Raw genomic sequence first — 25,315 nt, forward strand, 5'->3', positions numbered from 1 at the left:
AATGGCTTAACGGTATCGTTAAGCCATTATTTTTTGTGGTTCTGCCAGATAACTAACGACAACATGGAATTTACTCAGCTACTTAACCGTAGACAGCATCGATGGGCGCGCTTTGGTTTACTTTTCGCCATCACACTTTTTGTCATCAGCGCCGTTTATCTGATGGTCGGTGAAGTATTTATTTCTCCTTTCCAGACGCTCTCATCATTGCAGGAGCAACTGATCATGCAGCTGCGTTTGCCACGTTTATTAGCAGCGATAGCGGTTGGTGCAGCTCTGGCGGTGTCTGGCGCCGTATTACAGGTATTGTTAGGTAACGTACTGGCTGAACCCGGTGTGCTTGGTATCTCTGGTGGTGCCAGCGTTATGATGGTGTTGGTGCTGTTCTTCTTTCCTGTTCTGGCGACGCCAATTGGCTTTATGTTAGCGGCGGTTGTCGGTGCTCTGGCATTTACTCTTTTGCTTGTGTTTGTCGCTAAGTCATTACGGCTCACTACCACGCGTTTGCTCCTGGTCGGTGTCGCTTTAGGTATTCTCTCCGGAGCGATTGTGACCTGGGCATTTTATTTCAGTGATGACCTTAGTTTGCGTCAACTGATGTACTGGCTGATGGGCAGCATAGGTGCGGCAAGTTGGTATCATCACGTTCTGACCTTGTTGCTGGTACCTGTACTGGTGTGGTTGTGTTGTAAAGGTCGCCTTCTAGACAAATTAATGATGGGCGAGCAACATGCTAAGCAGCTGGGCGTTGATGTCGATGCCGCGCGCTGGAAGCTAATCTTTGCTGTATCGATTTTAGTTGGCGGAGCGGTAGCACTCGGTGGCGTTATCGGCTTTGTTGGTCTGGTAGTTCCTCATCTGCTCAGGCTCGCTTTTGGTAGTGAAAATCGCTACTTGTTGCCTATTTCTGCCCTTGCAGGTGCGACATTAGTGGTGTTTGCTGATTTGATCGCCAGAACCGCGCTTGATTCTGCAGAGCTGCCTCTGGGGGTAGTGACTACCTCGATTGGCGCGCCGATCTTCATCTGGATGCTGGTAAGTAATCATGATTCACGTTAATAGCCTTTCTGTCGGCGCTCGACTACTACCACTCTCCTTTGAGGTGCAAGGGGGAGAAATCCTGCATGTCATCGGTCCAAATGGTAGTGGAAAAAGTACCTTGCTGGCAGCAGTAGCCGGTTTACTGTCGTTTGATGGTCAGGCTCAAATTAATGATCTCGATGTAGAACATAGCTCGATTTCTGCTCTGGCAGATTGCCGAGCGTTTCTCGCTCAAAGTGACCGTCCTGCGTTCAACCTCGATGTGGTTCACTACCTTTCACTATCTTTGCCAGCCTTTATTGACTCTTCGAGTAGTGAACTTGAAAGTGTGATTCAGGAGTTGTCCCAGTTGCTAGAGATTGACGACAAACTCCATCGCTCAATTCATCATCTGTCCGGTGGAGAATGGCAAAGAGTACGCCTGTGCGCCATTTGTCTGCAAATCTGGCCAACGCTCAACCCTCACGCGCGATTACTTATCCTTGATGAGCCTGCAGCGCCGCTGGATATCGGTCAGGAAAGCCTGTTGTATAAACTTATCCGTCGTGTTGCTGACATGGGTATTAGTGTGATTATGTCTAACCACGATCTTAATCGAACTCTTAAACATGCGGATAAAGCTTTGTTGCTGGATAAAGGCGTGTTGCAAAGCTATGGTCTGGCGACGGAAGTGCTTACGGCTAGCGAGTTATCCAGAGTGTTTAAAACCCATGTGAAACAAGTGATGCTTGAAGGAGAACCAGTCTTGCTGTTTGAATGATTGACTACCACTAAAGGGTTAGTTTGGTGCACCTTGCACTGGTTTAGATCGTTGATAAGTGAATAGTGAAGCTGCTTTTTTTTCAAGTCTTTAAAAATCAATGAGTTAAAAACTTTTCAAGATTGGCACGCTATTGGCAATAGTAATAGCGATACATTCTCGTTCTTGTTAGGCGGATTTGACTGGAGGGGAGCGCTACGTGAGTGGTAACAAACCGACAGTTAATGAAGTCAGTTTTTGACTATGGCAGCTTACGCCACCTAAGGGTAACCGAAGGTGGCGTCTTTTTATCAGGCGTTGACTTACTTAGTCAGTGGCGCAAGATCTGCAGGGCGGTAGTAGACCGATTTAAGTACCTTGCCTTGGCGGATTGTTTTGCCTTCAGCAACGAAATCTTCCGCACACTTAGCGATGATGTAATCGCCTTTCTGTACTGCCATCAGCTTGATGCCTTGCTCAGCGTAGTGCGCTTCAGTTTCTGCGTACTCTTTTTCGTTGCGGCATACTTTGCTCATGTTGCTTGAGTGCACTTCGTCCCAACAAGGTAAGAAGTCGATACCACGGTTGACTGCGACATTTAGCAGTAGATCGATTAGGTAGTTAATCGCCAGGTTGTCTTCAATTTTGTCGTGACCAAGGTGTACCAGACGGCCCATCAAAACGTAAACACTGTCGATGATCGCGTCAGCTTGTTCAGTCTTATTGTCTGCTTCAGCCAGCTCAGTCAACTCTTCGATAGCCAGAGAAGTGTGTAGAGTGTCAGCCTTGTCATCTAGGCTCTCAGGTGAAGCTACAGGTAGATCGAAGGTGCTACGGAATTCAGAAATATCACGGTAAAGGTGATTAAAAATATCAGTGGTCAGTTTTGAAAGGTGCATATCCATTAACCCGGATGTCATTATGGTGGAGCAATACTACCAAAGCGGGTCTGATCCCGCTATCGGCGCTATAAAATAAATGAGCTGAGCGACAAACTATTGAGCGATACCGGAGCAAAACGCCTTATGAAGCTCACTCGCTGTTTGCCGCATCAACCAATTAGCGGAATAGGTATGGGAACAGCTTGCGACGCTCTTCTGCAGTAAGAGACTCTACACGAGCAATATTGGTATCCGGAATCGCTTCAGGATTCGGATAGTGTTTAAGAACCTTTTCCATGCTTTCTTCGCGAATCAGGTGGAATACGGGTACCGGAGAACGGTTGGTCAGGTTCTCGTCATCTTCTGGTTCTGCGCCACCGAAACAGTAGTCTGGGTGGAACGTCGCTAACTGGAAGATACCCTCCCAGCCCTGTTGACGAATCAGGGCTTCAACCCAGTCAATAAACAGGTTGTAGTCATAGAAGTCGCTGAGCATGTTTGGCACCGCAACCAATGTTGTTTCTAGTTGCTGCGGCTCTGTAGAGTCGAGCTCAAGTAACTGAGTCAGAATGTCTTCCAGTAGCGCTTCTTCAGTTTGTGCTTCACTAACGAAGATTTTTATCTGTTTGTTGCGTTGTGGCTTTGCAGCAAACGGACAAAGGTTAAGACCGATAACGACATCGTTCAGCCATTGTTCGACAGCGTCAGACACTTGCTGACTACTGATCTGTGTTGAGCTTTGGTTAGTCATTTTGCTTCCAAATTAGAATTTGGCGCAAGGATAGCAGATTCTTGTTGTGCTGGCTTGTCTAATGGGGCTGCCGCTTCGATACGAGCCAAGCTATGGCACAGGGCAAATATCAAGGCGTAGAGCACAGAGCCACCGGCCATGACATAACCCCAGCCACCTTGTTGCCAGCAGTAAATGAGGAAGAATCCACCAATACTGCCGCCGACATAGTAATGAACCAGATAGAGTGCAGTGGCAGTCGCTTTGGCATGGGTTGCTTTTTGACTTACCCAGGCGTAAGCAAGGGTATGGGTGAAAAAGGCGCCAAAGCTGATCAATAGCAAGCCCAGTACCATGAATGCCATAGAATCCACGTACGCGATGAGCATTCCGAGCAGGCTGATAGTCGTCCCTGTCACTATCCCAGAAATGCTGCGATGACGCTTACGCCATACCGAAGTGAGCTTTGAACTCAGTGTACCTGCCAGGTAGCAGAGGAAGATTAATGATGCCAGACCTACGGGAAGGTTATGCGGTTCTGAAACCAGACGGAAACCCATGACTGAATACAGATTAACGAACAGGGCAAAATTGACCCCGCCAAGTACCATTGCAATCCAGATGGTTCTGTTCTTGAGGTGTTTTACCAGAGCACGATTGTGGTAACGCAGCATGCCTCGTTGCGGAGTGAAGTTCTGTTGTTTAGGCAGGGTAAACAGCACCACAAGTGCACCGCCCAGCGTTAATAGTGCAACGACAATTACGGCTTGTTGCCAGCCTAATGCGTCGGTTAAGGTGCCGCCAATGATTCTCCCGACAATACCGCCAAAAGAGTTGGCCGCAATGTAACCGCCAATCGCCTGAGCGAATGCTTGTTCTGACAGCTCTTCAACCATGTAGGCGACGGCGACGGAAGCAAATGCGGCTAATGCAACACCCATCAAAGCGCGTAGAACAACGAGCGCGATCAGCGAGTCGAACATCAACATCCCAAGCCCGATGACTGGCATAGCTACCAGACCGATAAGCATAACTTTACGTCGACCGTAGGATTCTGACGCTACTGCCCAGGGTACCAGGCATACAGATAATGCAAGCGTACTGGCGGCGAATACCCAGTTGATCTGGGTTTCAGATACCGAGAAATGCTCGGCCATGAAAGGGAGCATCGGCTGAAACAGGTAGAGATTACAAAATACCAGAAATGAGCCTAACGCTAGACTGAAAGTGACATATCGGTACTGCTTGGTTTTAAGCTCAATCATTTTGGTAACTCAAATGGGAATATGTGAGCAAAATATCAGTCGCCACGTGATAAATGAAATATATTAAAAATATTATGATGATATAAAAAATATATAGGATGAGAGTTGGAATCAAAACACCTCAAACATTTTGTCGCCGTGGCGCAGCATGGCCATTTTACCCGTGCTGCCAAAGCGCTGCATATTGCTCAACCCGCACTGAGTATCTCGATTAAGAAGCTTGAGCAGAACCTGGGCGTTGAACTGTTTCGCCGTGAAGATCGTCAGGTGTCGCTGACCGATGAGGGGAAAGTGTTATACGAACACGCCAAGCGTATCCTGCAGCAGCTAGAGGACGCCCAGCTTGCCATTGATGAACTTAAAGGGCTTGAAAAAGGTGAGGTTCGGTTAGGTGCTCCGAGTATGATGGGTTCATACTTCTTCCCACAGATATTAATGGCGTTTAACAGTCGTTACCCGAATCTTAAGTTAACTCTGGTCGATGCTGGTACGCGGGATATCCGTAAGATGCTGCTTAACGGCGAGTTGGATATCGGCATGATAGACGACGTTAATGTTCCTGATGATCTGGATACTGATCATTTGCTACAGGTGGAGATGTTGGCAGTCGTAGCGAAAGAGCACCCCTTTGCTAAGCAGAAGTCTGTCTCTTTTGACGCCTTTTTTGACAACGAACTGGTGATGTTCAAACCCGGTTACTTTCATCGCGACTTTCTTGAAGATAAGGCGTTGCAGTGTAACAAAGAGATGCGCTTCTCGTTTGAAACTAATCTATTGCCGATGATACTAAGCATCGTTAAAAATGAGTTTGCGATTACTGCGCTACTCGAGTTGGTAACGCAAAATGAGAAAGATGTGGTTGGTGTGCCATTTGAACCACGAGTGAAGATCAACCTATCCTTGGCGTGGCGTAAACACGGTTATCTCTCTATGGCGGACCGAACCTTTATTGATTTTGTTAAGCAGTACACCTAAACGATTAATCTCGCTGCGAATATCACACTTTACTGTTTCCCTATCGCACCGTGGCGAGCTTTCAAGTAGTTTGAAGCTATCTGTCACAACAAGTTTTGAAGGGTAGGGAAACCATTCTATGCAAATCCGTATCAACCAGCTCTCTCTGGAAACTGGCACCAATCAACTCGATATTGAAAAGTGGACTATCGACCACGGTCAATCATGGGGCGTATTCAGTACCGAGGGGGATATTGGCTCAGCGCTAGGCTGTCTTCTTTGTGGTGAGTATGATGTTCCTGAATCTATACTTGCAGCAAGTGAAGGGCGAATTGCTCAGGTTTCGCTGGTTGAACAGCAACGACTGCTGGAAGAAGAAATCGCCAAGGATGAAACCGATTATTTAGACCGAATTGATACGGGGACTTCGGTTTACTCTCTGATTTACCAGCAGTGCGAGTCAAAGGAACTGACCAATAAGTTAATTAACGAGCTAGACCTTAGCCATTTGCAGCAAAGTGGTTTCCGTGTTCTGTCGACTGGCGAAACCCGGCGCGTAATGCTGGCAAGAGCTCTCGCGACTCAACCTGATTTTGTTGTGCTTGATAACCCATTTACCGGTTTAGATGTCGCTCACCGAGCTTCGCTGGCTGAGTACCTGTTTGAGTTGTCAAAGTCGATTCAGATGGTGGTGACTTTCAACCGCGAGGAAGATATTCCGGACTGGGTTGAACAAATTGCCATGTTCAACCATGGAAAACTGGAAAGCGTGATGCCTAAGAGCGAGTGGGAGTCACATCCGGTGATTCGTCAAATAAAAGCCCAGTCTCAGCAACAAAGTGAGCAGATGCTGGAGCTTATCCACCGTTACCAACATAGTCATCACTTTCAAAACCCGGTGTTTGAAATTCGCAATGGTCAGGTCGCTTACACCGACAAAACCATCTTTAGTGAGCTGAACTGGCGAATCGAAAACGGTCAGCACTGGCAAATCAAAGGGCCCAATGGCTGCGGTAAGAGTACTCTGCTTGGGCTTATTTTTGGAGACCACCCTCAGTGCTACTCTAACGATATTCAGATATTTGGTAATCAGCGAGGCTCTGGAGAGTCAATCTGGGAGATCAAAAAGCATATCGGTATGGTCTCATCTGCCTTGCACCTGCAGTACCGAGTCAGTTGTAAGGCGATTGAAGTCATTTTGTCGGGCTTTTACGACTCGATAGGTCTCTATCAGCAGCCAAGTAAGAAAGAGATTCAGGTTGCCAGAGAGTGGTTGGAAATCCTCCATATGAGCCAGTACGCCAACACCTCGTTCAGAGAGCTTGAGTATGGGCAACAAAGACTACTCCTGATTGCCCGAGCTATCGTCAAACAGCCCGCACTGTTGATCCTTGACGAACCTTACCAGGGGTTAGATTATTTGGGCAGACGATTAGTCAAAAACACTCTGGAACTGATCGCAAAAGAGAACTTAAGCCAGTTGCTGTATGTCTCTCACTATCAGAATGATAAGCTTGAGAGCATAGCCAACGAGGTAGAATTTGTCTTTGATGAAGATGCTAGTTGCTATAAGGCGCAGATTAGCTGCAGCGGCTAATTCGGCAATCGGAGCCAGCAAGCGAATTGGAGAACAAAATGATCAGTTGCAATGACTATGACTATATCGAGATTGTATGTTTGTACCGTTATCCGGTTCGTTTGACGCTAAAATCCGGTCAGACTATCGAAGGTAAGGCGCTTGACACCGCACGCAACCAGGACAAGCAGGAAGCCATTAAACTGGATCAAAATGGTGTCGAGCAACTGGTTGTGCTCGATGATCTTTCATTGCTGGAAGTTCTGGTCGACAACCCTCATTTCAATCAAAAGACTTTCGCTTAACTCAGCAAATCTTTTTCTTTCTTCTTAACGGGACACACACCATAAAGGATGAATTTAGTATGAGTTGTTGATATCTACAACAGATATCGGAAGCACAAAGATTGCCGAGAATGGATTGCTTTCTTAACTTGAATGGACAACCTCCACTTGAGATAAGAGATGACTACTGCCAGAAAGCAACAAATATGTATCGATGCAACTCCCTACTATCACTGTGTCTCACGTTGTGTGAGGCGAAGTTTTCTCTGTGGAGAAGACCCCGTTACCCAGCAAAGCTATGAGCATCGCCGAGACTGGATTAAGCGTAAGATAGTCACGCTTTCTCAGGTGTACTGCATAGATATTTGTGCCTATGCCATCATGAGTAACCATTACCACTTAGTTGTACATATCAATCGCAATAAAGCTCAGAAGTTATCGGCTTATGAGGTTGTTGAACGCTGGCGGCAAGAGCACAAACTGCCAAGCATTGTAACGAGATGGCTAGAAGATCAGCTTACTATCCAATCGGAAATAGACGTGTGTTTAGATCTCATCGAGTCATGGCGAGAGCGACTGTGGAGCCTGAGTTGGTTTATGAAAGAGCTCAATTTTGAAATTGCTTGTCAGGCCAATAAAGAGGATCAATGCAAAGGACACTTTTGGGAAAGCCGTTTCAAAAGTCAGGCTTTGCTGGATGAGAAGGCGCTTATTGCTGCTATGGCGTATGTTGATTTGAATCCATTAAGAGCAGGTACAGCTAAAACACCAGAAGCTTCAGATTACACGTCCATTCAAGCAAGGCTAGAAGCGCTAAGAAATCATCTAGTAACCGCCCCTTGTCTGCATCCGTTTATAGGTTCCCCCACGAACAAGCTGCTTGATGGAATTCCTTTTCGACTGATTGATTATATCGAGCTTGTTGATTGGACCGCTCGTCTATATCAAGAGGACAAGGCGAGCTTAAGTGCTAGTGCGCCACCTATATTACAGCGGCTTCAGATAAGTCAGTTGAGGTGGTCAGAGGTATGTACGAAATTAGAACGTCATCGAAGTACGGCAGTCGGTTTTTCAAAAAGTGCAATTCATATCAAACGGATGCTGAAGCGAAAGAGACTCAATCTACTTCGTTTAGATAGCTAACCACCACTTACAACTGTCTTGGCCAACAACTCCAGTCTTCCATAAAGCTCAGTGGGTTTCTATTAACCGAATTGGCTCGAAACAACAGATTCCTACAACCTGTTGTCAGAATTGCCCGATGAGAGCAAAAACTCGTAGTAACAAAGTATTTATTCAGGGTGGGCATCGCCCAAAACGAGCAGCTATTTGTGCCCAGAGTTTATTGCAGCTTATAGGGACTGTCCTTACTACTACTGGTGCCTGTCCCGTTAACCCTTTGAGTTATACATTTTCTCAAAGTTACCTGGGTTCCAGCCAATCATATAACGGTCACCGATTTTTAATACAGGCAGGGAGCGAGCGCCAATTGCATCCAGCTCTTTACGTCCACGTTGCATCTTCGCATTAGTTAAACGGTACTGATAGCCCTTAGAGTCTAGGTAACGCTGTGCGTCTTTGCAGTGTGGGCATTTGTCTTTAACATACAGTACAAGTCGTTTCATGGTGTGTTCCTAGGTATATATTCAGCGCAGAGTTTAATGAAAAGACCGTGAATGGCAAGTGTGAATAGGGTAGACTTATGCCCCTTTTGTAGACCTGACTTCACTTTGTGGTGAGTATGAATCCTGTATTACGCTATATCCAAGGTTATCCTGAACATATTCTGACTCCTGTCTCGCAGATGGTTGAGTCGGGGCGCTTCGCCGCTTGGTTTGAAAAGCGTTACCCTGAGAATCACACCATCAAAAGTGAGAAAGCCTTATTCGAATATACAATGGCGCTAAAGAACCGCTATATGAAGAAGACGGCTCCACTTAGTAAAGTGCTCTACGATAATAAGATTCATCTGATCAACAATGCCCTTGGTCTGCACACATATGCCAATAAAGTCCATGGCGGTAAGATTAAGGCTAAAAACGAAATTCGCATTGCCAGCGTGTTTAAAAATGCTCCGGAACCACTCCTGCGTATGTTGGTGGTACACGAGTTAGCGCACTTTAAGGAAAAGGAACACAACAAGGCGTTTTATCAGCTTTGTTGTCATATGGAGCCGGATTACCATCAACTGGAGCTTGATGCCCGTTTGTTTATGATTTATCTAGAAACAGTGAACCGCAATTAATCACTATGACTCGTCAAAATAAAAACACTAAAACCAGCAACAAAGCTGTTCCAGCCAAGTCAGTGCCATCAGAGACTAAGGTGATCAAGCGTAAGACAAAAGCGGGTCTGCATAAGCGTAACCTGCACAATGGGCGCTACGACTTTAAAGCTTTGATAGAAGCGTTACCTGAGCTTAAACAGTACGTAGTGAAAAATCCTAAAGGAGAGGCGAGCATTAACTTCTCTGATCCGGTTGCCGTCAAGCTAATTAATAAGGCATTACTGGCACATCACTACTCAGTGACTCAATGGGATATTCCGCAAGGCTACCTTTGTCCGCCAATTCCCGGCCGTGCTGACTATGTTCACCGTTTAGCTGAGCTACTTTCAGATGATTGTGGTGGCTCTGCTCCTAAGCGTGTCAATGCATTGGACATAGGTGTCGGCGCAAACTGTATTTATCCGATTGTAGGAGCGACTCAATACGGTTGGCACTATGTTGGCTCTGATATTGACCCAGTGTCGGTCGATAACTCAAATAAGATTGTGGCAAATAATCCAGTGCTCGAAGGTCAGATAGAGTGTCGATTGCAGAAAGAGAGTCGCTATCTGTTTAAGGGGATTATTGAGCAGGGTGAGTTCTATCATATCACTACCTGCAATCCACCGTTTCATAAGTCTTTACAAGAAGCGCAGCAGGGTAGTGCTCGCAAAATCAATAACTTGTCGACCAATAAAGTCAAACGTGGACAAGCATCATCTGCTTCGAAAAATAAAGTCGCACCAGTGCTTAACTTTGGCGGCCAACAGGCAGAATTGTGGTGTTCTGGAGGCGAAGCCGCCTTTATCAAGAACATGGCGTTTGAAAGTCGTGATTTCGCGCACCAAGTACTGTGGTTTTCTACGCTAATCTCTAAGAAAGAGAATGTTCGTTGGATGCGTAAGAATCTCGAAAAAGCTGGCGCGAAAGAGGTTCAAATCGTAGAAATGAGCCAAGGACAGAAAACCAGCCGCTTTATTGCTTGGACATTCCATACTCAAGAGCAGCGCAAGCAGTGGCTGATGCTAAATAAATAGATCAAACTAAGGGGGGCATATGGAATTTGAGATTTATATGCCCTGTGAGCCAGCCTGGATTTGCGACAGCTTCCTGCTGCTGTTTGCGGTTCTGTTTATTATTGGACTTTGTGGATTTATTTATATTCTTTACAAAGAGTACCTAAAGATTCAACGCGCCTCGCGTGTCCGTCGCAGAAGACAAACCCATCATTCTCAGCGTAAAAAACGCTGATTCACTCCTCACTCTCTAAATTGGCCAAATAGATTAAGGTACTGGTTCTGTTGGGCTGGTGTTGTAGCGCACGTTCAAAATAGTTCCATGCCTGGTCTGAGTTTCCGGCTTTCAGTGCGCAAAGACCCGCGTTCTCATAACTCTCCGCAATTGCATAGTAGTCTTGCAATCGGGTGGCTTGTAATAGTAGGGCTAGCGCTTGTTGATACTTACCTTGGCGGCAGAGAAAAGTACCATAGTTGTTTAGCACGTTACCGTTGTCAGGATGGGTGCGCAGCGTGTACTCATAAAGATGTTTTGCCTTTGTCATCTCACCAACAATATCCAGATATCGCGCCATCGCAAGTTGAGCCCGATAGTATTTGGGGTCAACTTCGAGCGCTGTCGAGAGGCTTTCATAGGCTTTTGGATAATAGCCTCGTTGTAAATAGGCAATACCAAGCTCAATCCGGGCGTCTGCTTGCTGGCGCGCGGGGTAATCCAACTCTGGCAAAGAGCGGGTGCAACCGTATAGGACAATCAAACTCAATAACAAAGCACGTATCATATCGGGAGAAAGTTGTTGTTTGATAGGGCAAGGTTATCGGGACAGTCGCATTAAGGGCAGGAGGGATTACTGGGGCTGGAATGGAAGAGCGATTAAATGTACTCAGAAATGAAAACGGGGTATGACTAAGTAAGTCATACCCCGCATATAAGCGCGGAGATTAGTCGTCTTTCGTGAAGTTAGCTTCGCTAAAGTGATCAAGGTCGTAAGGCGTTTGCTGGTAAACACAGTAGTTAAGCCAGTTAGCAAACAGTAAGTGTCCATGGCTACGCCAACTTGCGCATGGCTTATTGTCTGGGTTGTTGTTCGGGTAATAGTTAACCGGAATTGCCGGCTCCATTCCTTCACCCAAGTCGCGAACATATTCGTGGTGCAGAGTATGAGAGTCGTATTCAGGATGACCAGTGACAAACACATTTCGCTTATCTTTGGTTGCCGCCAGATAGACGCCTGCGACATCCGATGTTGCAAGAATATCTAAGTCGGTATGCTCTTCTAGGTACTCTGGTGAGAAGTCTGCGTAGCGAGAGTGAGGCGCTAAGAAGGTATCGTCGAAGCCGCGTAGAACAGGATGATAAGGCTGATGGATTTTGTGATGATAAACACCGGAGAGCTTTTCTTTACGAGTACGTTTAGGAAGATCGTACAGTAGCTTAAGACCAGCTTGCGCTGCCCAACAAACATAGAGTGTCGAAGTAACGTGGTCTTTAGCCCAGTTCATGATTGACTGTAAATGCTCCCAGTAAATCACGTCTTCAAACTGCACTAAGCCCAAAGGTGCTCCGGTAATGATCAAGCCATCGAAGTTGCGACCTTTGACCATTTCAAACTGACGGTAGAAGTTGTCCAGGTGCTCGGTTGGCGTGTTTTTGCTTGGCCTGTCATCGATACGTAATAGCTCGATATCCACTTGCAGCGGGCTGTTAGACAGTAGACGTAGAAACTGGGTTTCTGTCTCTATCTTTTTCGGCATAAGATTCAGGATCAGAACTTTTAGCGGACGAATCTCCTGAGTCGACGCACGCGATTCTGGCATGATGAAAATGTTCTCAGTGCGTAACACGTCAGAAGCAGGTAGTTGATCGGGGATCTTAATAGGCACAGCTTTCTCCCTAAGCTTTATTGTGGACGTCTATACTTCCAAACTTAACCCAATCAAAGTGAGATGTCGATAGCTATATCGAGCCAATTTATAATATGATTCTCAGCAACGACAGCAAACGATGTGAATTATGACTGTAAAACTGACGCTGATTCGCGGCCTGCCGGGTTCTGGTAAAAGTACTTTAGCTAAGACAATCAATGCGCAGCACCTCGAAGCCGATATGTTCTTTATCAACCAAGATGGTGAGTATGTCTATCAAGCTGACAAGATTGCTGACGCGCACCAATGGTGTCAGGCAATGGCAGAGCAGTGCCTTAAACAGAAACAAGATGTGGTGGTGTCCAATACCTTTGTTCAGCGCTGGGAAATAATGCCTTACTTTAAGATGGCAAAACGCTACAAAGCCGAGTTTGAAGTACTTGAATGTACTAATGATTACGGCAACATTCATGGCGTGACACAAGAAACAATCAACAGTATGAAAAAACGGTGGCAGCAATGGCGAAACGTACGCCAGTCGTAGAAATGGCGTCTTACGGAATCTATCAAGGGTGGGATTCCAACGCGAAAAAACTTCCCCAGATTGCAGAGTTTACAACCAAGGTTCCAGCCGATGAAGATATCGAGTTTGGCTTTATCGTTAACATCAAAAAGGCCAAAGGTGAGGTGATTGAGTTCTGTATTGATCATCCGGGTGTGTTAGGTAAAAAAGGCCAAATGTTGGAGCCTTTCACCGGGGATATGCATGTTGGTAGCAATGATTGGGATTTCTATCTCGGTGATACTATTCAACTCCTTGATCCTATAAATGGCTTTGAGTCCAATATCGGCAAATGGCGGATGATGATTTCAATCAAAGGTAGCATCGTTGCGGAGAAAACCTTTGATGTTTATGCGCGCGATGAGGGAGAGTTCTGGAAGCAACGAGGGTTTTAGCTCTAGTAGCACAGGGATGTTGTAAACTGATATATCGAATCATTATTAAGTTAATAAAGATTAATAACTTAGATATATATCAAACCAAGCATGAGCGATTTCTAATAAACTGAACAGTCAGTAATAGAAATATAATATATAGCCAATGAAGCAAATGCGCGTATTAAACCTCAACTTGCAAACTAAGACCGCTCTTTACTTTTTGCTGGGTCTACTGGGCGTTACACTTAGCTGTTTGTACATTACACGCTATTTTTTCGTTGTTAGCTTGACGGGTTTAGAGACTCTGGAGTCAAATCGCGCAAGTCTGCAGGCTCGTAACGTCATTACTATGATGAGCGACAAGCTTGAAGACCATTCCTATGACTGGGCATATTGGGACGAAACCAACGACGTGTTACTTGGTAAAGACCTAATAGGATATCGCGAGCGCAACTTTCATCCTGATTCACTCGATGCATTAGATGTCGATTTGATGATGTTGACCAGTTTACATGGCGAGTTCGTCGATGCGGTTGCATTAATTGAAGGGGACTCACAATTGCTTTTCACGCAAGTGTTGGACCACCCTCAAGTTACTAAGCATATTTCGCGGATGAACAGCGTACTAGACAGCAGTCGAGACAGTCTAAGTGGCCTGTTTAAGATTGAGGGCGAAATTTGGACATTAGCCATTACTCCTGTACGAAATAGCGATGGCACGTCTGCTTCCTCTGGCTGGATAATCTGGGGTCAAAACCTTTCTCTGCGCTTCCCTGGTGATTTTAGTGAGATTTTAGTTGCAGAAAGCCAGATTGTTCCTCTTAGTGATAGTCCGGCTAATCATAGCCCTGAAACGAATAATCACATTGAAAAAACCAAACAGGCTTTGATTCAATCGGCAGACCTTTATGGTGTGTCGGGGCAGGTTGTGGCACATCTTACAACCACTATCGAGCGCAACTACTATCAGAAAGGTAACATTCTTTTTGCTTACCTGCTTGGCGCAGTAGCCATCGTTACCATCATCATCTCTCTGGCGACCTATTTCACGTTTAAGCGACGGGTAGCGGTGCGCTTTTCTGATTTAGAAAAAGATATTGATGAGCTGTTCTCAGCCTATCAACTTGAAGGTCTCGATCAACCGAATAAAGATGAACTGGATCGGTTAGCTAAACTGGTGCAAACGCTGGCAATCAATACATCGGCGGCTAAAGAGCAGTTACATGATGCAGAACAGAAGTTTACCGCCCTCTATCAAAGCCGAACGACTGCGATTTTGTTGATTAGGGCGAGAGTCATTGTTGATATTAACCCTACGGCGTTGTCACTACTGGATTACCAAAGGGATGACTTGATTGATCAGCCTTTGGATAAACTGTGCCCAGATAGCGATCAGCCTGAGTGCCAGATTGATGGCATGTATCAGAGCTTTAAACAAGGTCAGACTCAGTTTGAAGCCCAAATGTTAACCAGTAGTGGCGAAGAGATCGACTGTAAGATTGAAATCAGTCTAATACAGTATCAGGGTCAACCAGCACTGATGTTGTCGGTGGTGGATGTACGTGAACATAAGCAGCAGGCAAAAATGATCGAAGATCTTGTCGAACGTGATCACCTGTCGGGTTTATGGAACCGAAAATCGATAATGGAAAAAGCGCGCAACTTGCTTGCTTCAGCTCCGAATCGCTTCTCGTTTATGTATGTCACCATTCCAAACCTATCTCATATTTCGGAGGTATACGGTCACCAGACATTCGATGCTTCTATGGAGCTGATTGCCAATCTGTTTGGTGACACTTTAGCACCGTATCCGGTCGGAAGAATTAGTGAACATGAGTTTTTGGTACTGATCCCGAATCGTTTGGAATGTGAACAGGCGACTGGTAGCGCAGCGAAAATGATTGAAGCGTTATTAGAAAAGCAGACTGTTGAAAATGTAGAGCTGGATTTGAAGTGCGATATTGCTTTCGTCAGTCCGGGTATCACCCACGAGCCGCTGGATATACTCATTCAGGCTGCGATTCATAGTATTGCTACTGACAAAGCTAACCGCCGTGAAGTTAATGTGATCACTATTGACAGTGATATGTTTGACTCAGCGAAAACTGCGATCGCTATTAAACGTGATCTCTCAGGTGCAATTGCCAACGGTGATATCTATTCCGTATATCAACCTATTGTTGATACCGGCAGCGGTGAAATCAATGGCTTTGAAGCGCTGGCTCGCTGGCAGCATCAACAGTTTGGTTTCATCTCTCCTGGGGTATTTATTCCGCTTGCCGAACAGAGCCATTTGATTATTGCTCTGGGGGAAAGCATCCTCGAACAGGCGTGTCAGTTCATCGAATCGGTAAATAAACTACGCAGTGAAAATGGCCAAACCATGCTGACAATGCACGTCAACTTGAGCGCATCCCATTTCTATCATACTGAGCTGCCCAAATATCTAGCGATGCTAATCGACAAGTATCAGCTCCAACCGGGTCAACTGGTCATTGAGGTGACCGAAAGCATGCTGATGGGAGACGAAGCAGAAGTGACGAGTCGTATGGAGCAGATGAAGTCATTAGGTCTGCTGTTTGCTCTTGACGACTTCGGAACGGGTTACTCTTCATTTAGTACCTTGTGTAGTTTCCCATTGGATATCGTCAAGTTAGATAAATCTTATATCGACCAGATTGAGAGTAATGACCGGGCTAAAAGCTTAGTGAGGAACATTGCCAATATGGCTCAGGAACTTGGCCTAACAACGGTCGCTGAAGGTGTGGAAACCGCCTCTCAGGCTCGCAAGCTCAAGAGCTGGAACATCGAGGAGATTCAGGGTTACTATTTCTACAAACCTATGCCGTCAAATCAGGTACTAAAGTTGCTCAAGTCGGCTCGAAGCTGACTCTGAACGCCTCCTCAATCGGGGGCGTTTTTACATGTTCCTCGTGCCGACTCTTAGGGGAGTACTAAGGTTTATGAGTACTAACAACTTTGGCTATTCAGTTGGTATGTAAAACAAGAAATTTCGACGGCTATGTGTTCTGGCAACTATTTAGTTGAAAGGGAGGCAACGAAACACTCGAAAACATGATAACCATAAAATTTGTACTGCTACTTTGGTTTGTCGGCTAGCGTGACCTGATTAACAAGTCTATACCTAACAATACCGTCTATTTAAATCGCTTTGGTTAGGCTTAGGAGTCGAAATGGCATTAAGAAATATCCCTCTAAAGTTTAAGATTGCGCTTGGTGCAGGCATCCCACTGACTTTGCTTGTTTTCCTTTCTATTGTTTCTATTTCAAGCTCTCGTTCTTTGGTAACAACCAGTGGAATGGTCGACCATACTCATAAAGTCATAGAGCAGGCAATGAAGATTGAGGCTGCTGCTGTTGATATGGAAACTGGTATGCGTGGTTATTTACTTGCGGGTAAGGAAGACTTTTTGCAACCTTATAAGAATGGCCAGCAGGAGTTCACACGGCTTGTCGCAGATCTAAAAGGGACGGTCAGTGATAACCCAACTCAAGTAAATCGCCTTGGTGAAATTGAAACAACAATCAATGCGTGGCTGACTAATGTCACCGAACCCGCAATAGAATTACGCCGACAAATTGGACACGCTAAAACCATGGACGATATCGCCGATATTGTCGCCGAAGCAAGAGGAAAGGTTTACTTTGATAAGTTTCGTGGCCAAGTTGACTTGTTTGTCGAGCGCGAAACTAAACTACTAAAACAACGCCAACAGGAAAACGAATCAAACTTCAACAGTAGCGTGCGTTTGTTGGACGAAGTGAATACTCAGAGTTTTATATCGTCACAAGATTACCGAGAACTCTCAACATCATTGAGCTCTTTGAATGAAGCGAGTGATTGGGTTAACCATACGCATAAGGTGATTGAAGCAGCGCAACAAATCCTCGCTTCTGCTGTCGATATGGAAACGGGAATGAGAGGTTTCTTACTGGCTGGCCAGTCGCAGTTCTTAAACCCCTATAACGAAGGCAGCAAGAGATTCTATCAAGATATTGAATCACTGAAGAGCACGGTAAGTGATAACCCGGCTCAGGTTACGCTACTCAGTGAAATGAAGTCGACCATCGAGGAGTGGCAGAAAGAAGTCGTTACACCAGTCATTCAGTTAAGGACCGATATTGGCGACGCAAAAAGTATGAATGACATGGCGGCCTTAGTTGGAGAAGCGAGAGGTAAGGTCTACTTCGATAAGTTTCGTTCTCAGATTGCTGACTTTATCGCCATGGAAGATAGCTTGATGATCGAACGTCAGGCGTCTGCTCAAATTGCTGCGCAATCGATGGAAAACACCCTGATTTTTGGAACACTGTTGGCAATCACACTTGGCGCGATGATCTCTTGGGGTGTGATAAAAGCTATCACAGAGCCGGTTTCAGAGGTGGCAAAAGGGCTTGAGCTGCTTGCTGGTGGTGATCTTACCGCAAGTCTCTCTGTTAGCTCTAAGGATGAATTAGGCCAAATGGCACAAAGCTTTAACCAAGCGGTAGGAAAAACTAATAGTGCAATGGTTCAAGTTCTCTCAACTACAGACGAAGTTGTCAGTGGCTCGGTTGCAATTAGTCAGGCCAATACTGATATGACGCGGGAGCTTGAACTGCAGGCGGATAAAGTCGCGCAGATTTCAGCCTCTATTGAGGAGATGTCAGTCAGTATTCAAGAGGTCGCAACCAAATCAGCAGATGCGACAGCGTGTGCTCAAGATGCAGGGGTCAAGGCTAATTCAGGTGGGCGAATCGTTGCCAGCACCATAGAAGGTATGAACTCTATCAACGAAGCGGTGACGGCATCATCGAACAGTGTTGCTGAGTTGGGTAAACGTGGAGCACAGATTGGTGAAATCATTAATGTGATTAATGATATTGCTGAACAAACCAACTTATTGGCCCTCAATGCTGCAATTGAAGCTGCTCGCGCCGGGGAAGCGGGCAGGGGCTTCGCTGTCGTAGCAGATGAAGTTCGAGCTCTGGCAGATAGAACCACAAGTGCGACTAAAGAAATTGGTGAGTCTATTGAGGCGATACAGAGTGAAACAAATGAAGCGGTGACGCGAATGGAGTCGGGCACAAGTCATGTCCATGAGGGGCTCAGTCTGGCGACCGAAGCTGGCAATAGTTTGGAAGATATCGTCAGTGGCGCGCAGCAAGTGGCGAGTATGATTGATAGCATTGCAGCGGCAGCAGAAGAGCAGTCTCTTGCCAGTAGTGAGGTGGCCAAAAACGTAGAAACTGTTTCAGAGGCGTCACAAAATGCCAATCAACAGGCAGGTATGGCATCAGGTTCAGCGCAAGAGTTAGCTAATAAAGCAGAGTCACTACGACAAATGGTCAATCAATTTAAAGTGTAAGCAAAAAGGCTGGTTAGTAACCAGCCTGTACTTTTTTAACCAAGTGTTTTCTTAGCGAAAAACACGCCAAACCAGTCCAAGCTATCGCTTGTAACCATAACAAGGTGTAGTGACTGGCAACGCTTGCCCACTCCCCGCCCATCTGGTTGATGGTCAGGAAAGCCTGTATTGCGGGCGTACTCGGAAATAGCTGTGATAACCAAACGATAGGTGAGGGTATCGCTTCAACAGGCCAGATAAAACCGGCACTGAAAACTAGTGGCATGGAACTTATCAGGACCACGAGAGTGACTAATTCCCGTCTTGGCGTCACTGCCCCCAACCAGATACCTATGGCTGCCGAGCCGATTAAAAATGGCAACAGCAACGTGATAAGTTGGCTTATGTGTGCCAGTTGATTCACTCCATGCATGGTGAAGCTGGCGCCAAAATAATACATGCTCAGCAGATAGTAGATTGTTACGAGCACTAACAGCCTTACTGATAAGAGTTTTAAGGGGGTAACCTGACTCCAGTAACCCGTACCATCACGCTGACTGCCTACCATCAAGCCCGCAGCCATGGCGAGCGTCTGTTGTAGAATCAGCACAAATACCGCCGGGACGACATAATCAACGTAACCCATTGTAGGGTTAAAAGTAGGCTTGAGGTTGAGTTTAGTAGGCGCGTATTGGTTAACTGCTTGTGATAACGGGTGACCCTCTAGGACCAGCTTAGCCACTTTTGTCTGAGCTGATAAGGTGCCACCAGCCTGAGCTAAGCCCTCTACTATTGTACCGTAGACTAAGAAGTAGGATGCATCACCTGCATAAGCCAGAGTAGGACTTTTACCCAGCATCAAATCCTTATAGAAATGTTCAGGGATAACCAGGATACCGCTGATATCTCCGTATAAGAATGCGTTACGCGCGTCGACTAGAGTGTGGTCACGCCGAACGATCTCAACTTGTGGTGTTGCGTCGACCATTCGTTCTAACCGATAGCTGGTTTGGCTTTGGTCGAGATTAACCACGCTGATTTTTTGCTCTCGAGGAGTTTGATGACTATACGGGAGTGGATACAGGAAAGAGTAAAATACCACGCCTCCAAATACAGTCAGCACGACAACAGGGTTGGTGAGTAGCGCTTTCAACTCTGCTTTTACAAGTTCAAACAGACTCATAGTTGCTCCTGATTTGGTCGCGTCAGTAGATCAGCGGCAAGATGCTTGTTAATCAGCAAGATGGCCAAAGCGGCTGGAACCGCGTAACCAAACATCGGCAGCAGATGAAGTAACGACTCGCTAGCAAGTTGTCCATAGCTGACCTGACTGACCTGAGCTTCGATGTAGTGACTGATTGGTAGCAAACTGCGCCACGCCTGTGCGAGAGGGCTCATATCTGTTACCGGAAAGGTTATGCCCATAAAAGCAAAGCTGGGAGCGGTAAAGGCACCTGCAAAGCTCATAGCGCGCGCTGCATCAAGAGTAAGGAAGAAGAACAGACAACCCATGATCATACAGGCCGCGATGGTGACCCATTGAGCGATAATTATCGTGAAAAAGCTGCCATTCATTGGCCATTTAAAACCGAGATAGAACCAGCATAAAAAAGCAAAACCCTGCAGCGCAAATATCCAGCTGTACGGAGTTAGAGTGGCTAACAAGGACCTTACAGGCTGGTGACTGAGCCAAGGTTGTAGCCCTCGGTCACGAAGGTTAGCAGACAGGATTAATATCGTGCTGACCACGATGACAATTTGCCACAGGGCTGGTATTACCGCAGAAACCAGAAATTGAGCATAGTTGGAGTTTTTGTTAAATAGGGGAGTTATCTGAGTTCTGAACGGTACCGCACTGGCCATAGCGGAGGCGAGTGCATGATTACCCTGAGCGAGATTTCCAACGGTGCTTAGCTGGGCGTTAAATGTTCCCTGTGCTTGTAGAAAAGCAGAATTGATCAGTTTGCCCACCAGTATCATCTGGCTGTTATAAAACACGCTAACCTGGGGTGCCAGCTGTTTATAAGTGTCCTGTTCAAAGTTAAATGGAATAACTGCGTAGGCGTAGATGTCACCCTGTATCAGGGCTTGCTTAGCTTGAGTGACACTTTGGTATTCTGCGCTGACCGCCATCGCTGAGGTCGCATCGTAGTAACGCACTAACTGGTGAGAAAGTGCGCCATTATCGAGATTAACGACACCAACTGGCAGGTTGCGGGCGATACCCTGAGAAAAGATCGCCCATATCATTACTGCCAGCAAAACAGGTATCCAGGTAAGACTAGACAGTAACCATTTATCACGCCGAATCATAGCAAGTTGGGATGAGTTGTTTGTATCCATGTCGCGCAACCGTTAGTCGAGCTCAACGACCAGACTCATTCCCATACGCAGGCCTTGCTGTGGCATGGTCGGAACGGCTTCCACTTCGAAGGTACGTAAATCGAACCCTTGTGACGCATCGGTTGAGCGCCAGGTAGCGAAATCGCCCATCACAGCAATATGTGACACGGTAAATTCAACGTCTTTATCAAGAGCGGGCAGATAGGCGTTAAACGTTTCGCCTTTATTGAAATATTTCAGCCAGTCTTCACGGACGTTAAGCACTGCCCATGAGTCGGCAGTGTCAATGACTGTGACGACAGGGAAGCCTTGCGGAGCCAGCTCGCCACTTTGCAATAGTACTTGTGACACTTCGCCATTAAACCAGCTCTTAATGGTTGTATCCTGAGCGTAAGCTTCGACTTCTGCCACTGCGCCGGCTGCCATACGTGCTTTTTCAGCAGCAGCAAGTTTAGTCTCGCTACGAGCCCCTTCCTGCGCCATCTTATACATCTGATAAGCGGCACTCTCAGTATATTTAGCGGCGTCCCACTGGGTTTTCGCTTCATCACGCTTCTGCTCTGCGACGACACCATCCTGATACAGGTTGTTAACGCGCAGGTAGGTTTTTTCCATTAGTGCAGAAGCGGCTTTGGCTTTTTGCCATTGGTCTTTTGCAGCTTGGATCTGCTGAGTTCGGGCACCTTTTTCAGCCTGCATTGCCATTGCATCAGCCGCTTTCTCGCCAGCTTTAGCCTGTTCCAGTTTGGCTTCGATCTCTGGGCTATGCAGTGTGAAGATTAGGTCACCTTGTTTAACCTCATCACCTTTTCGAACCAGTACCTGATCAATGCGGCCTGGTACTTTGGAAGAGATGCTGTACTGTTGTGATTCGATCTGGCCTTGAAGACGCACTGGCTTAGGCTGATAGGCTTGGTAGAAGCTATAGCCGATCCAAGATGCGACACCGAATGCAACGGCAGTAAGAAGTAGTGGTTTTGCATTTTTCATCTTAGACCCTTTTATAGACGAGAAGTGTTGATAGCGTTGTGTTGATACTGGCTGAATGCATCCATCTGGTTAGATAGTGCCAGTAACTTAGACAGAGAGATCAGATAGTTAAAACTTGCCACTGATTGCTGGGTTTGCACACTAGCAAGGTAAAGCTGAGCGTCGACTACGTCGGTTGATGTCGACAGACCTTGTGAAAAGGCAGTCTGGCGAAGTTTAAGGTTCTCATGCGCCAAATCGAGCGTTGAATCAAGGCCTTCTACTTCTTGCTGAGCCTGCATCGCTTCAAGGTAAGTTTTCTGTACCAGTACAGATAGATCCTGTTTTGCCTGTGCCTTCAGGTAGCGAACCTGAGAAACTGCGCTGTGTGCCGCTTTGACCTGATCGCTACGACCGGAGCTTTCAATCAAAGGAATGTTTACGCCGACACCAACCAGCCAGTCAGGTTTCATCTGGCTTGCCAGAGAGTCATCCTCATGAAGGCTGTAATCACCGTACAGGTAGACTTCAGGGTAGTATTTGCCTTGCTCTGCTTTAATCAGGCTTGAGGCTTGTTTCTCTTTCGCATCAAGTAGTGCCAAACCAGGATAGGTGGTCAGTGTCTGATCGACGAAAAGATCCTGATTAGGGAGATTTTGGTTAATAAACAGAGTGTCAGCTGGCTCTACAGTAGTGGTCTGGTTGAGAATTTTTGTCAGGGCAGATTGTGCGATTTGCAGGCTCATTTGCGCTTTCTTACGCTCAACAACGGCTTTGTCGAGGGCTGAGTCTGCCTGAAGTCTCTCAACGCGAGCGATCTGGCCCTGTTGTTCCAGTTTCACCGCATTGTCGCGATGCTGAGTCAGACCTTGTTCGACCAACAGTCGGGTTTTAACCACTTCCTGAGCTAGCACGACCGAGAAATAGTATTTGCTTAGATCTTCAAAGCGAGCTTGAGTTTCCATCGCTAATTCGCTGCTTGCCTGCTCTTTCTTACCCTCTGCAGCTGACTGTGCGGCATTGATACGGCCTCCGGTAAAGATCGGCCAGATAGCACGGATAGATGAGGTGAAGATATCGCGTTCGGTGATGGTTGATGTTACACCACCAAGCTCAGAGATAAGAGGCGTTAGCATAGGGCCAAGAACCGGGCCTAAATCGGGCAGAGCTCCTCCAGTACTCTCGAACAGTTGATGACCGGATACGGTTACATCGTTGTCGAGGCGAGTGTAGTTAGCGCCAATTGAGACAGAGGGTAAATTGAGGTTGTCAGTTGCATTTTGCAGGTGCTGATAACGTTCAACATTTGAACGTTGGGCAGCCAGAGAGTAGTTCTCTTGTTGTAATACCTGCCAGGCCTGTTCGAAGCTGATTGCAGCAGAATGAGATACAGGGGTGTAGAGTCCAAGGCAACCAAGGAGCAGCGCGACGGGACGCAACGACATAGTAATGTACCCTAATTGTTAAAAATTAGAGTTTATACTCTAGTTGTTGATGTCGCAATCACTAGCAACAAAAAAGGGGGCCGAAGCCCCCAAAAACCAACATAGGAATGTTACTCAGTTATAGTTCGACCTTTTTCGGGGCCGGTTTAAGCTTTTGGAACAGCTTAACAAACACTGGACTAAACAGAACAAGGACAGCCAGTACAGTGAAAGTCATTGTGATAGGGCGCTCCCACAGGAAGCTCAGTTCGCCATCACTAATCATTAATGCTCGACGCAGATTTTCTTCCATCAGGCCGCCGAGGATGAAACCCAGTAGCAGCGGTGCGAGCGGGAAGTTCGCCAACCGGAGTGCGATGGCAGCCATTGCGATAAGCAGCATGATAAATACATCCACGGTGTTAAATGACACTAAGTAAACACCGGTAATCGAGAAGAACAGAATCATAGGTAATAATACGGTTCTTGGTACTGCGAGCAGTTTAGAGATGTACGGAATCAATGGTAGGTTAAGGATAACCAGCACGATGTTACCGAAGTACATCGAGATAATCACAGACCAGAACACATCTGGGTGTTCAACGAACAGGCGAGGACCTGGCTGAATACCGTAAGCGATCAAAGCACCAAGCATGATAGCTGTTGTACCTGAACCTGGAATACCAAGAGTAAGCAGCGGTACAAATGAACCACTTGAAGCCGCATTGTTGGCAGACTCAGGAGCAACCAGACCACGGATACTGCCTTTACCAAACTCTTCTTTCTTCTCTTTTGGTGCGATGTTTCGCTCCATACCGTAGCTTAGGAAAGCGGCGATAGTGGCACCTGCCCCCGGAAGAACACCGGTGAAGAAGCCAAGAATTGATGAACGAATTGAAACAGGCGCAACTTCTTTGATCTCTTCTTTAGTGACCTTCATGCTGCCGATATTACTCATCTTGTCCTGCTCTTCGGCACTGGTGTCTTTCTCTGGTTTAAGAATGCCCATCAGGGTTTCACCAAGAGCGAAGGTTGCCATAGCAAGAAGCAGGAAGCTGAAACCGTCCATCAGATCAGTCATACCGAAAGTGAAACGCTCGACGCCAACACCTTTATCGATACCAACTGTTGACAGCATCAGACCAAGAATAGTCATCATCCAGGCTTTAATTACCTGTCCTTTACCAGCGAATGCTGCTACCGCGGAAAGACCAAGTAGCATTAGTGCGAAGTAGTCTGAAGACTGGAAGCTAAGAGAGACGTTTGCCAGTGCCGGAGCGGCAACAAGTAACATGATTGCTGATAGCGTACCACCAGTGAATGATGAATAAGCTGCTAACGCAAGTGCTTTACCTGCCTGGCCTTTTTGTGCCATTGGGTAACCGTCAAACGCTGTTACTACTGTTGAAGAACAGCCAGGAGCGTTAATCAGGATTGAAGACGTTGAACCGCCAAATACCGCACCGTAGTAAACACCAGCCATAAGGATCAGGCCCGATGAAGGGTCTAGTCCGTAAGTAATTGGGATCATCAACGCGATCGCCGAGATAGGGCCGAGACCCGGCAACATGCCAATAAATGTACCGACAAAACAACCAACAATCACCATCATGATGTTCATCGGCATTACTGCGGTGGATAGGCCTTGTAAGATTCCATCTAACATAATGTCAT

General features: G+C 46.4%; 24 protein-coding genes. 13 read left to right on the forward strand and 11 right to left on the reverse strand.

All coding sequences use genetic code 11. The features are described 5' to 3' along the window. The first annotated feature begins 63 nt into the window (after positions 1 to 63). Together btuC and btuD are read left to right on the forward strand one after the other, a co-directional pair. Positions 64 to 1,059, forward strand: coding sequence for a vitamin B12 ABC transporter permease BtuC (gene btuC / locus RH46_RS01600; RefSeq protein ID WP_006877649.1), 996 nt, complete (start codon positions 64 to 66; stop codon positions 1,057 to 1,059). Then, positions 1,046 to 1,801 carry a vitamin B12 ABC transporter ATP-binding protein BtuD gene (gene btuD, locus RH46_RS01605; protein WP_006877650.1) on the forward strand — a complete coding sequence of 252 codons (756 nt, stop codon included), beginning with the start codon at positions 1,046 to 1,048 and terminating at the stop codon, positions 1,799 to 1,801. Before btuC ends, btuD begins: the two co-directional genes overlap by 14 nt. Positions 1,802 to 2,103: 302 nt before the next feature. Here the strand turns inward: btuD and RH46_RS01610 are convergent, their stop codons facing one another. The 3 genes from RH46_RS01610 to RH46_RS01620 form a co-directional block, all read right to left on the reverse strand. Continuing rightward, entirely contained in the window at positions 2,104 to 2,679 is a 576-nt protein-coding gene (locus RH46_RS01610) for a nucleoside triphosphate pyrophosphohydrolase family protein (protein ID WP_006877651.1), read from the reverse strand. Between the two features lie 160 nt (positions 2,680 to 2,839). Then, a complete protein-coding gene (locus RH46_RS01615; protein ID WP_006877652.1) occupies positions 2,840 to 3,412 on the reverse strand; it encodes a DUF1415 domain-containing protein in 573 nt (190 codons plus the stop codon). Then, entirely contained in the window at positions 3,409 to 4,656 is a 1,248-nt protein-coding gene (locus RH46_RS01620; protein WP_006877653.1) for an MFS transporter, read from the reverse strand. Before RH46_RS01620 ends, RH46_RS01615 begins: the two co-directional genes overlap by 4 nt. Positions 4,657 to 4,761: 105 nt before the next feature. Between RH46_RS01620 and RH46_RS01625 the strand changes: the two genes are divergently transcribed. From RH46_RS01625 to RH46_RS01640, 4 genes are all read left to right on the forward strand, one after another. Then, a complete protein-coding gene (locus RH46_RS01625) occupies positions 4,762 to 5,631 on the forward strand; it encodes a LysR family transcriptional regulator (protein ID WP_006877654.1) in 870 nt (289 codons plus the stop codon). Between the two features lie 118 nt (positions 5,632 to 5,749). Next, a complete protein-coding gene (modF, locus tag RH46_RS01630; RefSeq protein ID WP_006877655.1) occupies positions 5,750 to 7,207 on the forward strand; it encodes a molybdate ABC transporter ATP-binding protein ModF in 1,458 nt (485 codons plus the stop codon). A gap of 38 nt (positions 7,208 to 7,245) precedes the next feature. After that, a complete protein-coding gene (locus RH46_RS01635; protein ID WP_006877656.1) occupies positions 7,246 to 7,491 on the forward strand; it encodes a Rho-binding antiterminator in 246 nt (81 codons plus the stop codon). 159 nt (positions 7,492 to 7,650) lie between these two features. Next, a complete protein-coding gene (locus RH46_RS01640; RefSeq protein ID WP_006877657.1) occupies positions 7,651 to 8,613 on the forward strand; it encodes a transposase in 963 nt (320 codons plus the stop codon). Between the two features lie 248 nt (positions 8,614 to 8,861). Here RH46_RS01640 and RH46_RS01645 read toward each other — a convergent pair whose 3' ends face one another. Beyond that, positions 8,862 to 9,095 carry a glutaredoxin family protein gene (locus RH46_RS01645; protein WP_006877658.1) on the reverse strand — a complete coding sequence of 78 codons (234 nt, stop codon included), beginning with the start codon at positions 9,093 to 9,095 and terminating at the stop codon, positions 8,862 to 8,864. 116 nt (positions 9,096 to 9,211) lie between these two features. Between RH46_RS01645 and RH46_RS01650 the strand changes: the two genes are divergently transcribed. The 3 genes from RH46_RS01650 to RH46_RS01660 are packed head-to-tail and all read left to right on the forward strand — an operon-like array spanning position 9,212 to position 10,987. After that, entirely contained in the window at positions 9,212 to 9,715 is a 504-nt protein-coding gene (locus RH46_RS01650; protein ID WP_006877659.1) for a M48 metallopeptidase family protein, read from the forward strand. Positions 9,716 to 9,720: 5 nt separating this feature from the next. Further along, entirely contained in the window at positions 9,721 to 10,773 is a 1,053-nt protein-coding gene (gene rlmF / locus RH46_RS01655) for a 23S rRNA (adenine(1618)-N(6))-methyltransferase RlmF (RefSeq protein ID WP_006877660.1), read from the forward strand. Positions 10,774 to 10,792: 19 nt separating this feature from the next. After that, on the forward strand, positions 10,793 to 10,987 hold the full coding sequence (locus RH46_RS01660) for a hypothetical protein (RefSeq protein ID WP_006877661.1): 195 nt from the start codon (positions 10,793 to 10,795) through the stop codon (positions 10,985 to 10,987). 1 nt (position 10,988) lies between these two features. Here the strand turns inward: RH46_RS01660 and pilW are convergent, their stop codons facing one another. Together pilW and metA are read right to left on the reverse strand one after the other, a co-directional pair. Beyond that, positions 10,989 to 11,516 carry a type IV pilus biogenesis/stability protein PilW gene (gene pilW, locus RH46_RS01665; RefSeq protein ID WP_160162427.1) on the reverse strand — a complete coding sequence of 176 codons (528 nt, stop codon included), beginning with the start codon at positions 11,514 to 11,516 and terminating at the stop codon, positions 10,989 to 10,991. Between the two features lie 178 nt (positions 11,517 to 11,694). Continuing rightward, positions 11,695 to 12,636: a homoserine O-acetyltransferase MetA gene (metA, locus tag RH46_RS01670; protein ID WP_006877663.1), complete on the reverse strand. Its 942-nt coding sequence runs from the start codon at positions 12,634 to 12,636 to the stop codon at positions 11,695 to 11,697. Between the two features lie 130 nt (positions 12,637 to 12,766). Between metA and RH46_RS01675 the strand changes: the two genes are divergently transcribed. The 4 genes from RH46_RS01675 (at position 12,767) to RH46_RS01690 (ending at position 18,926) form a co-directional block, all read left to right on the forward strand. Continuing rightward, positions 12,767 to 13,162, forward strand: a complete 396-nt coding sequence (locus RH46_RS01675; RefSeq protein WP_006877664.1) for an ATP-binding protein — start codon at positions 12,767 to 12,769, stop codon at positions 13,160 to 13,162. After that, entirely contained in the window at positions 13,138 to 13,575 is a 438-nt protein-coding gene (locus tag RH46_RS01680; RefSeq protein WP_006877665.1) for a DUF3859 domain-containing protein, read from the forward strand. Before RH46_RS01675 ends, RH46_RS01680 begins: the two co-directional genes overlap by 25 nt. A 154-nt stretch (positions 13,576 to 13,729) precedes the next feature. Beyond that, on the forward strand, positions 13,730 to 16,447 hold the full coding sequence (locus tag RH46_RS01685; RefSeq protein ID WP_241210038.1) for a bifunctional diguanylate cyclase/phosphodiesterase: 2,718 nt from the start codon (positions 13,730 to 13,732) through the stop codon (positions 16,445 to 16,447). A 304-nt stretch (positions 16,448 to 16,751) separates the two neighbouring features. Further along, positions 16,752 to 18,926, forward strand: a complete 2,175-nt coding sequence (locus RH46_RS01690; RefSeq protein WP_006877667.1) for a CHASE3 domain-containing protein — start codon at positions 16,752 to 16,754, stop codon at positions 18,924 to 18,926. A 13-nt stretch (positions 18,927 to 18,939) separates the two neighbouring features. On the opposite strand, the gene RH46_RS01695 is transcribed toward RH46_RS01690, so the two are convergent. From RH46_RS01695 to RH46_RS01715, 5 genes are all read right to left on the reverse strand, one after another. After that, positions 18,940 to 20,088, reverse strand: a complete 1,149-nt coding sequence (locus RH46_RS01695) for an ABC transporter permease (RefSeq protein WP_006877668.1) — start codon at positions 20,086 to 20,088, stop codon at positions 18,940 to 18,942. Next, positions 20,085 to 21,248, reverse strand: coding sequence for an ABC transporter permease (locus tag RH46_RS01700; RefSeq protein ID WP_006877669.1), 1,164 nt, complete (start codon positions 21,246 to 21,248; stop codon positions 20,085 to 20,087). The genes RH46_RS01695 and RH46_RS01700 overlap by 4 nt, the downstream gene beginning before the upstream one ends. A gap of 12 nt (positions 21,249 to 21,260) precedes the next feature. Continuing rightward, entirely contained in the window at positions 21,261 to 22,238 is a 978-nt protein-coding gene (locus RH46_RS01705) for an HlyD family secretion protein (protein ID WP_006877670.1), read from the reverse strand. Between the two features lie 11 nt (positions 22,239 to 22,249). Further along, positions 22,250 to 23,662: a TolC family protein gene (locus tag RH46_RS01710; protein ID WP_006877671.1), complete on the reverse strand. Its 1,413-nt coding sequence runs from the start codon at positions 23,660 to 23,662 to the stop codon at positions 22,250 to 22,252. Positions 23,663 to 23,780: 118 nt separating this feature from the next. After that, the gene (locus RH46_RS01715; protein WP_006877672.1) at positions 23,781 to 25,307 is read right to left on the reverse strand and encodes a tripartite tricarboxylate transporter permease; all 1,527 of its coding nucleotides are present in this window, start codon (positions 25,305 to 25,307) and stop codon (positions 23,781 to 23,783) included. Between the last annotated feature and the right edge of the window lie 8 nt (positions 25,308 to 25,315).

Source organism: Vibrio brasiliensis LMG 20546 (genome assembly GCF_000189255.1).
In the GTDB taxonomy this organism is placed as follows: Bacteria; Pseudomonadota; Gammaproteobacteria; order Enterobacterales; family Vibrionaceae; genus Vibrio; species Vibrio brasiliensis.

Excerpts from the sequence above, each read along its gene's own strand:
- btuC (WP_006877649.1), top strand. The coding sequence starts at position 64 with ATGGAATTTACTCAGCTACTTAACCGTAGACAGCATCGATGGGCGCGC.
- btuD (WP_006877650.1), top strand. The coding sequence starts at position 1,046 with ATGATTCACGTTAATAGCCTTTCTGTCGGCGCTCGACTACTACCACTC.
- RH46_RS01610 (WP_006877651.1), bottom strand. The coding sequence starts at position 2,679 with ATGCACCTTTCAAAACTGACCACTGATATTTTTAATCACCTTTACCGT.
- RH46_RS01615 (WP_006877652.1), bottom strand. The coding sequence starts at position 3,412 with ATGACTAACCAAAGCTCAACACAGATCAGTAGTCAGCAAGTGTCTGAC.
- RH46_RS01620 (WP_006877653.1), bottom strand. The coding sequence starts at position 4,656 with ATGATTGAGCTTAAAACCAAGCAGTACCGATATGTCACTTTCAGTCTA.
- modF (WP_006877655.1), top strand. The coding sequence starts at position 5,750 with ATGCAAATCCGTATCAACCAGCTCTCTCTGGAAACTGGCACCAATCAA.
- RH46_RS01635 (WP_006877656.1), top strand. The coding sequence starts at position 7,246 with ATGATCAGTTGCAATGACTATGACTATATCGAGATTGTATGTTTGTAC.
- RH46_RS01640 (WP_006877657.1), top strand. The coding sequence starts at position 7,651 with ATGACTACTGCCAGAAAGCAACAAATATGTATCGATGCAACTCCCTAC.
- RH46_RS01645 (WP_006877658.1), bottom strand. The coding sequence starts at position 9,095 with ATGAAACGACTTGTACTGTATGTTAAAGACAAATGCCCACACTGCAAA.
- RH46_RS01650 (WP_006877659.1), top strand. The coding sequence starts at position 9,212 with ATGAATCCTGTATTACGCTATATCCAAGGTTATCCTGAACATATTCTG.
- rlmF (WP_006877660.1), top strand. The coding sequence starts at position 9,721 with ATGACTCGTCAAAATAAAAACACTAAAACCAGCAACAAAGCTGTTCCA.
- RH46_RS01660 (WP_006877661.1), top strand. The coding sequence starts at position 10,793 with ATGGAATTTGAGATTTATATGCCCTGTGAGCCAGCCTGGATTTGCGAC.
- RH46_RS01675 (WP_006877664.1), top strand. The coding sequence starts at position 12,767 with ATGACTGTAAAACTGACGCTGATTCGCGGCCTGCCGGGTTCTGGTAAA.
- RH46_RS01680 (WP_006877665.1), top strand. The coding sequence starts at position 13,138 with ATGGCGAAACGTACGCCAGTCGTAGAAATGGCGTCTTACGGAATCTAT.
- RH46_RS01685 (WP_241210038.1), top strand. The coding sequence starts at position 13,730 with ATGCGCGTATTAAACCTCAACTTGCAAACTAAGACCGCTCTTTACTTT.
- RH46_RS01690 (WP_006877667.1), top strand. The coding sequence starts at position 16,752 with ATGGCATTAAGAAATATCCCTCTAAAGTTTAAGATTGCGCTTGGTGCA.
- RH46_RS01695 (WP_006877668.1), bottom strand. The coding sequence starts at position 20,088 with ATGAGTCTGTTTGAACTTGTAAAAGCAGAGTTGAAAGCGCTACTCACC.
- RH46_RS01700 (WP_006877669.1), bottom strand. The coding sequence starts at position 21,248 with ATGGATACAAACAACTCATCCCAACTTGCTATGATTCGGCGTGATAAA.
- RH46_RS01705 (WP_006877670.1), bottom strand. The coding sequence starts at position 22,238 with ATGAAAAATGCAAAACCACTACTTCTTACTGCCGTTGCATTCGGTGTC.
- RH46_RS01710 (WP_006877671.1), bottom strand. The coding sequence starts at position 23,662 with ATGTCGTTGCGTCCCGTCGCGCTGCTCCTTGGTTGCCTTGGACTCTAC.
- RH46_RS01715 (WP_006877672.1), bottom strand. The coding sequence starts at position 25,307 with ATGTTAGATGGAATCTTACAAGGCCTATCCACCGCAGTAATGCCGATG.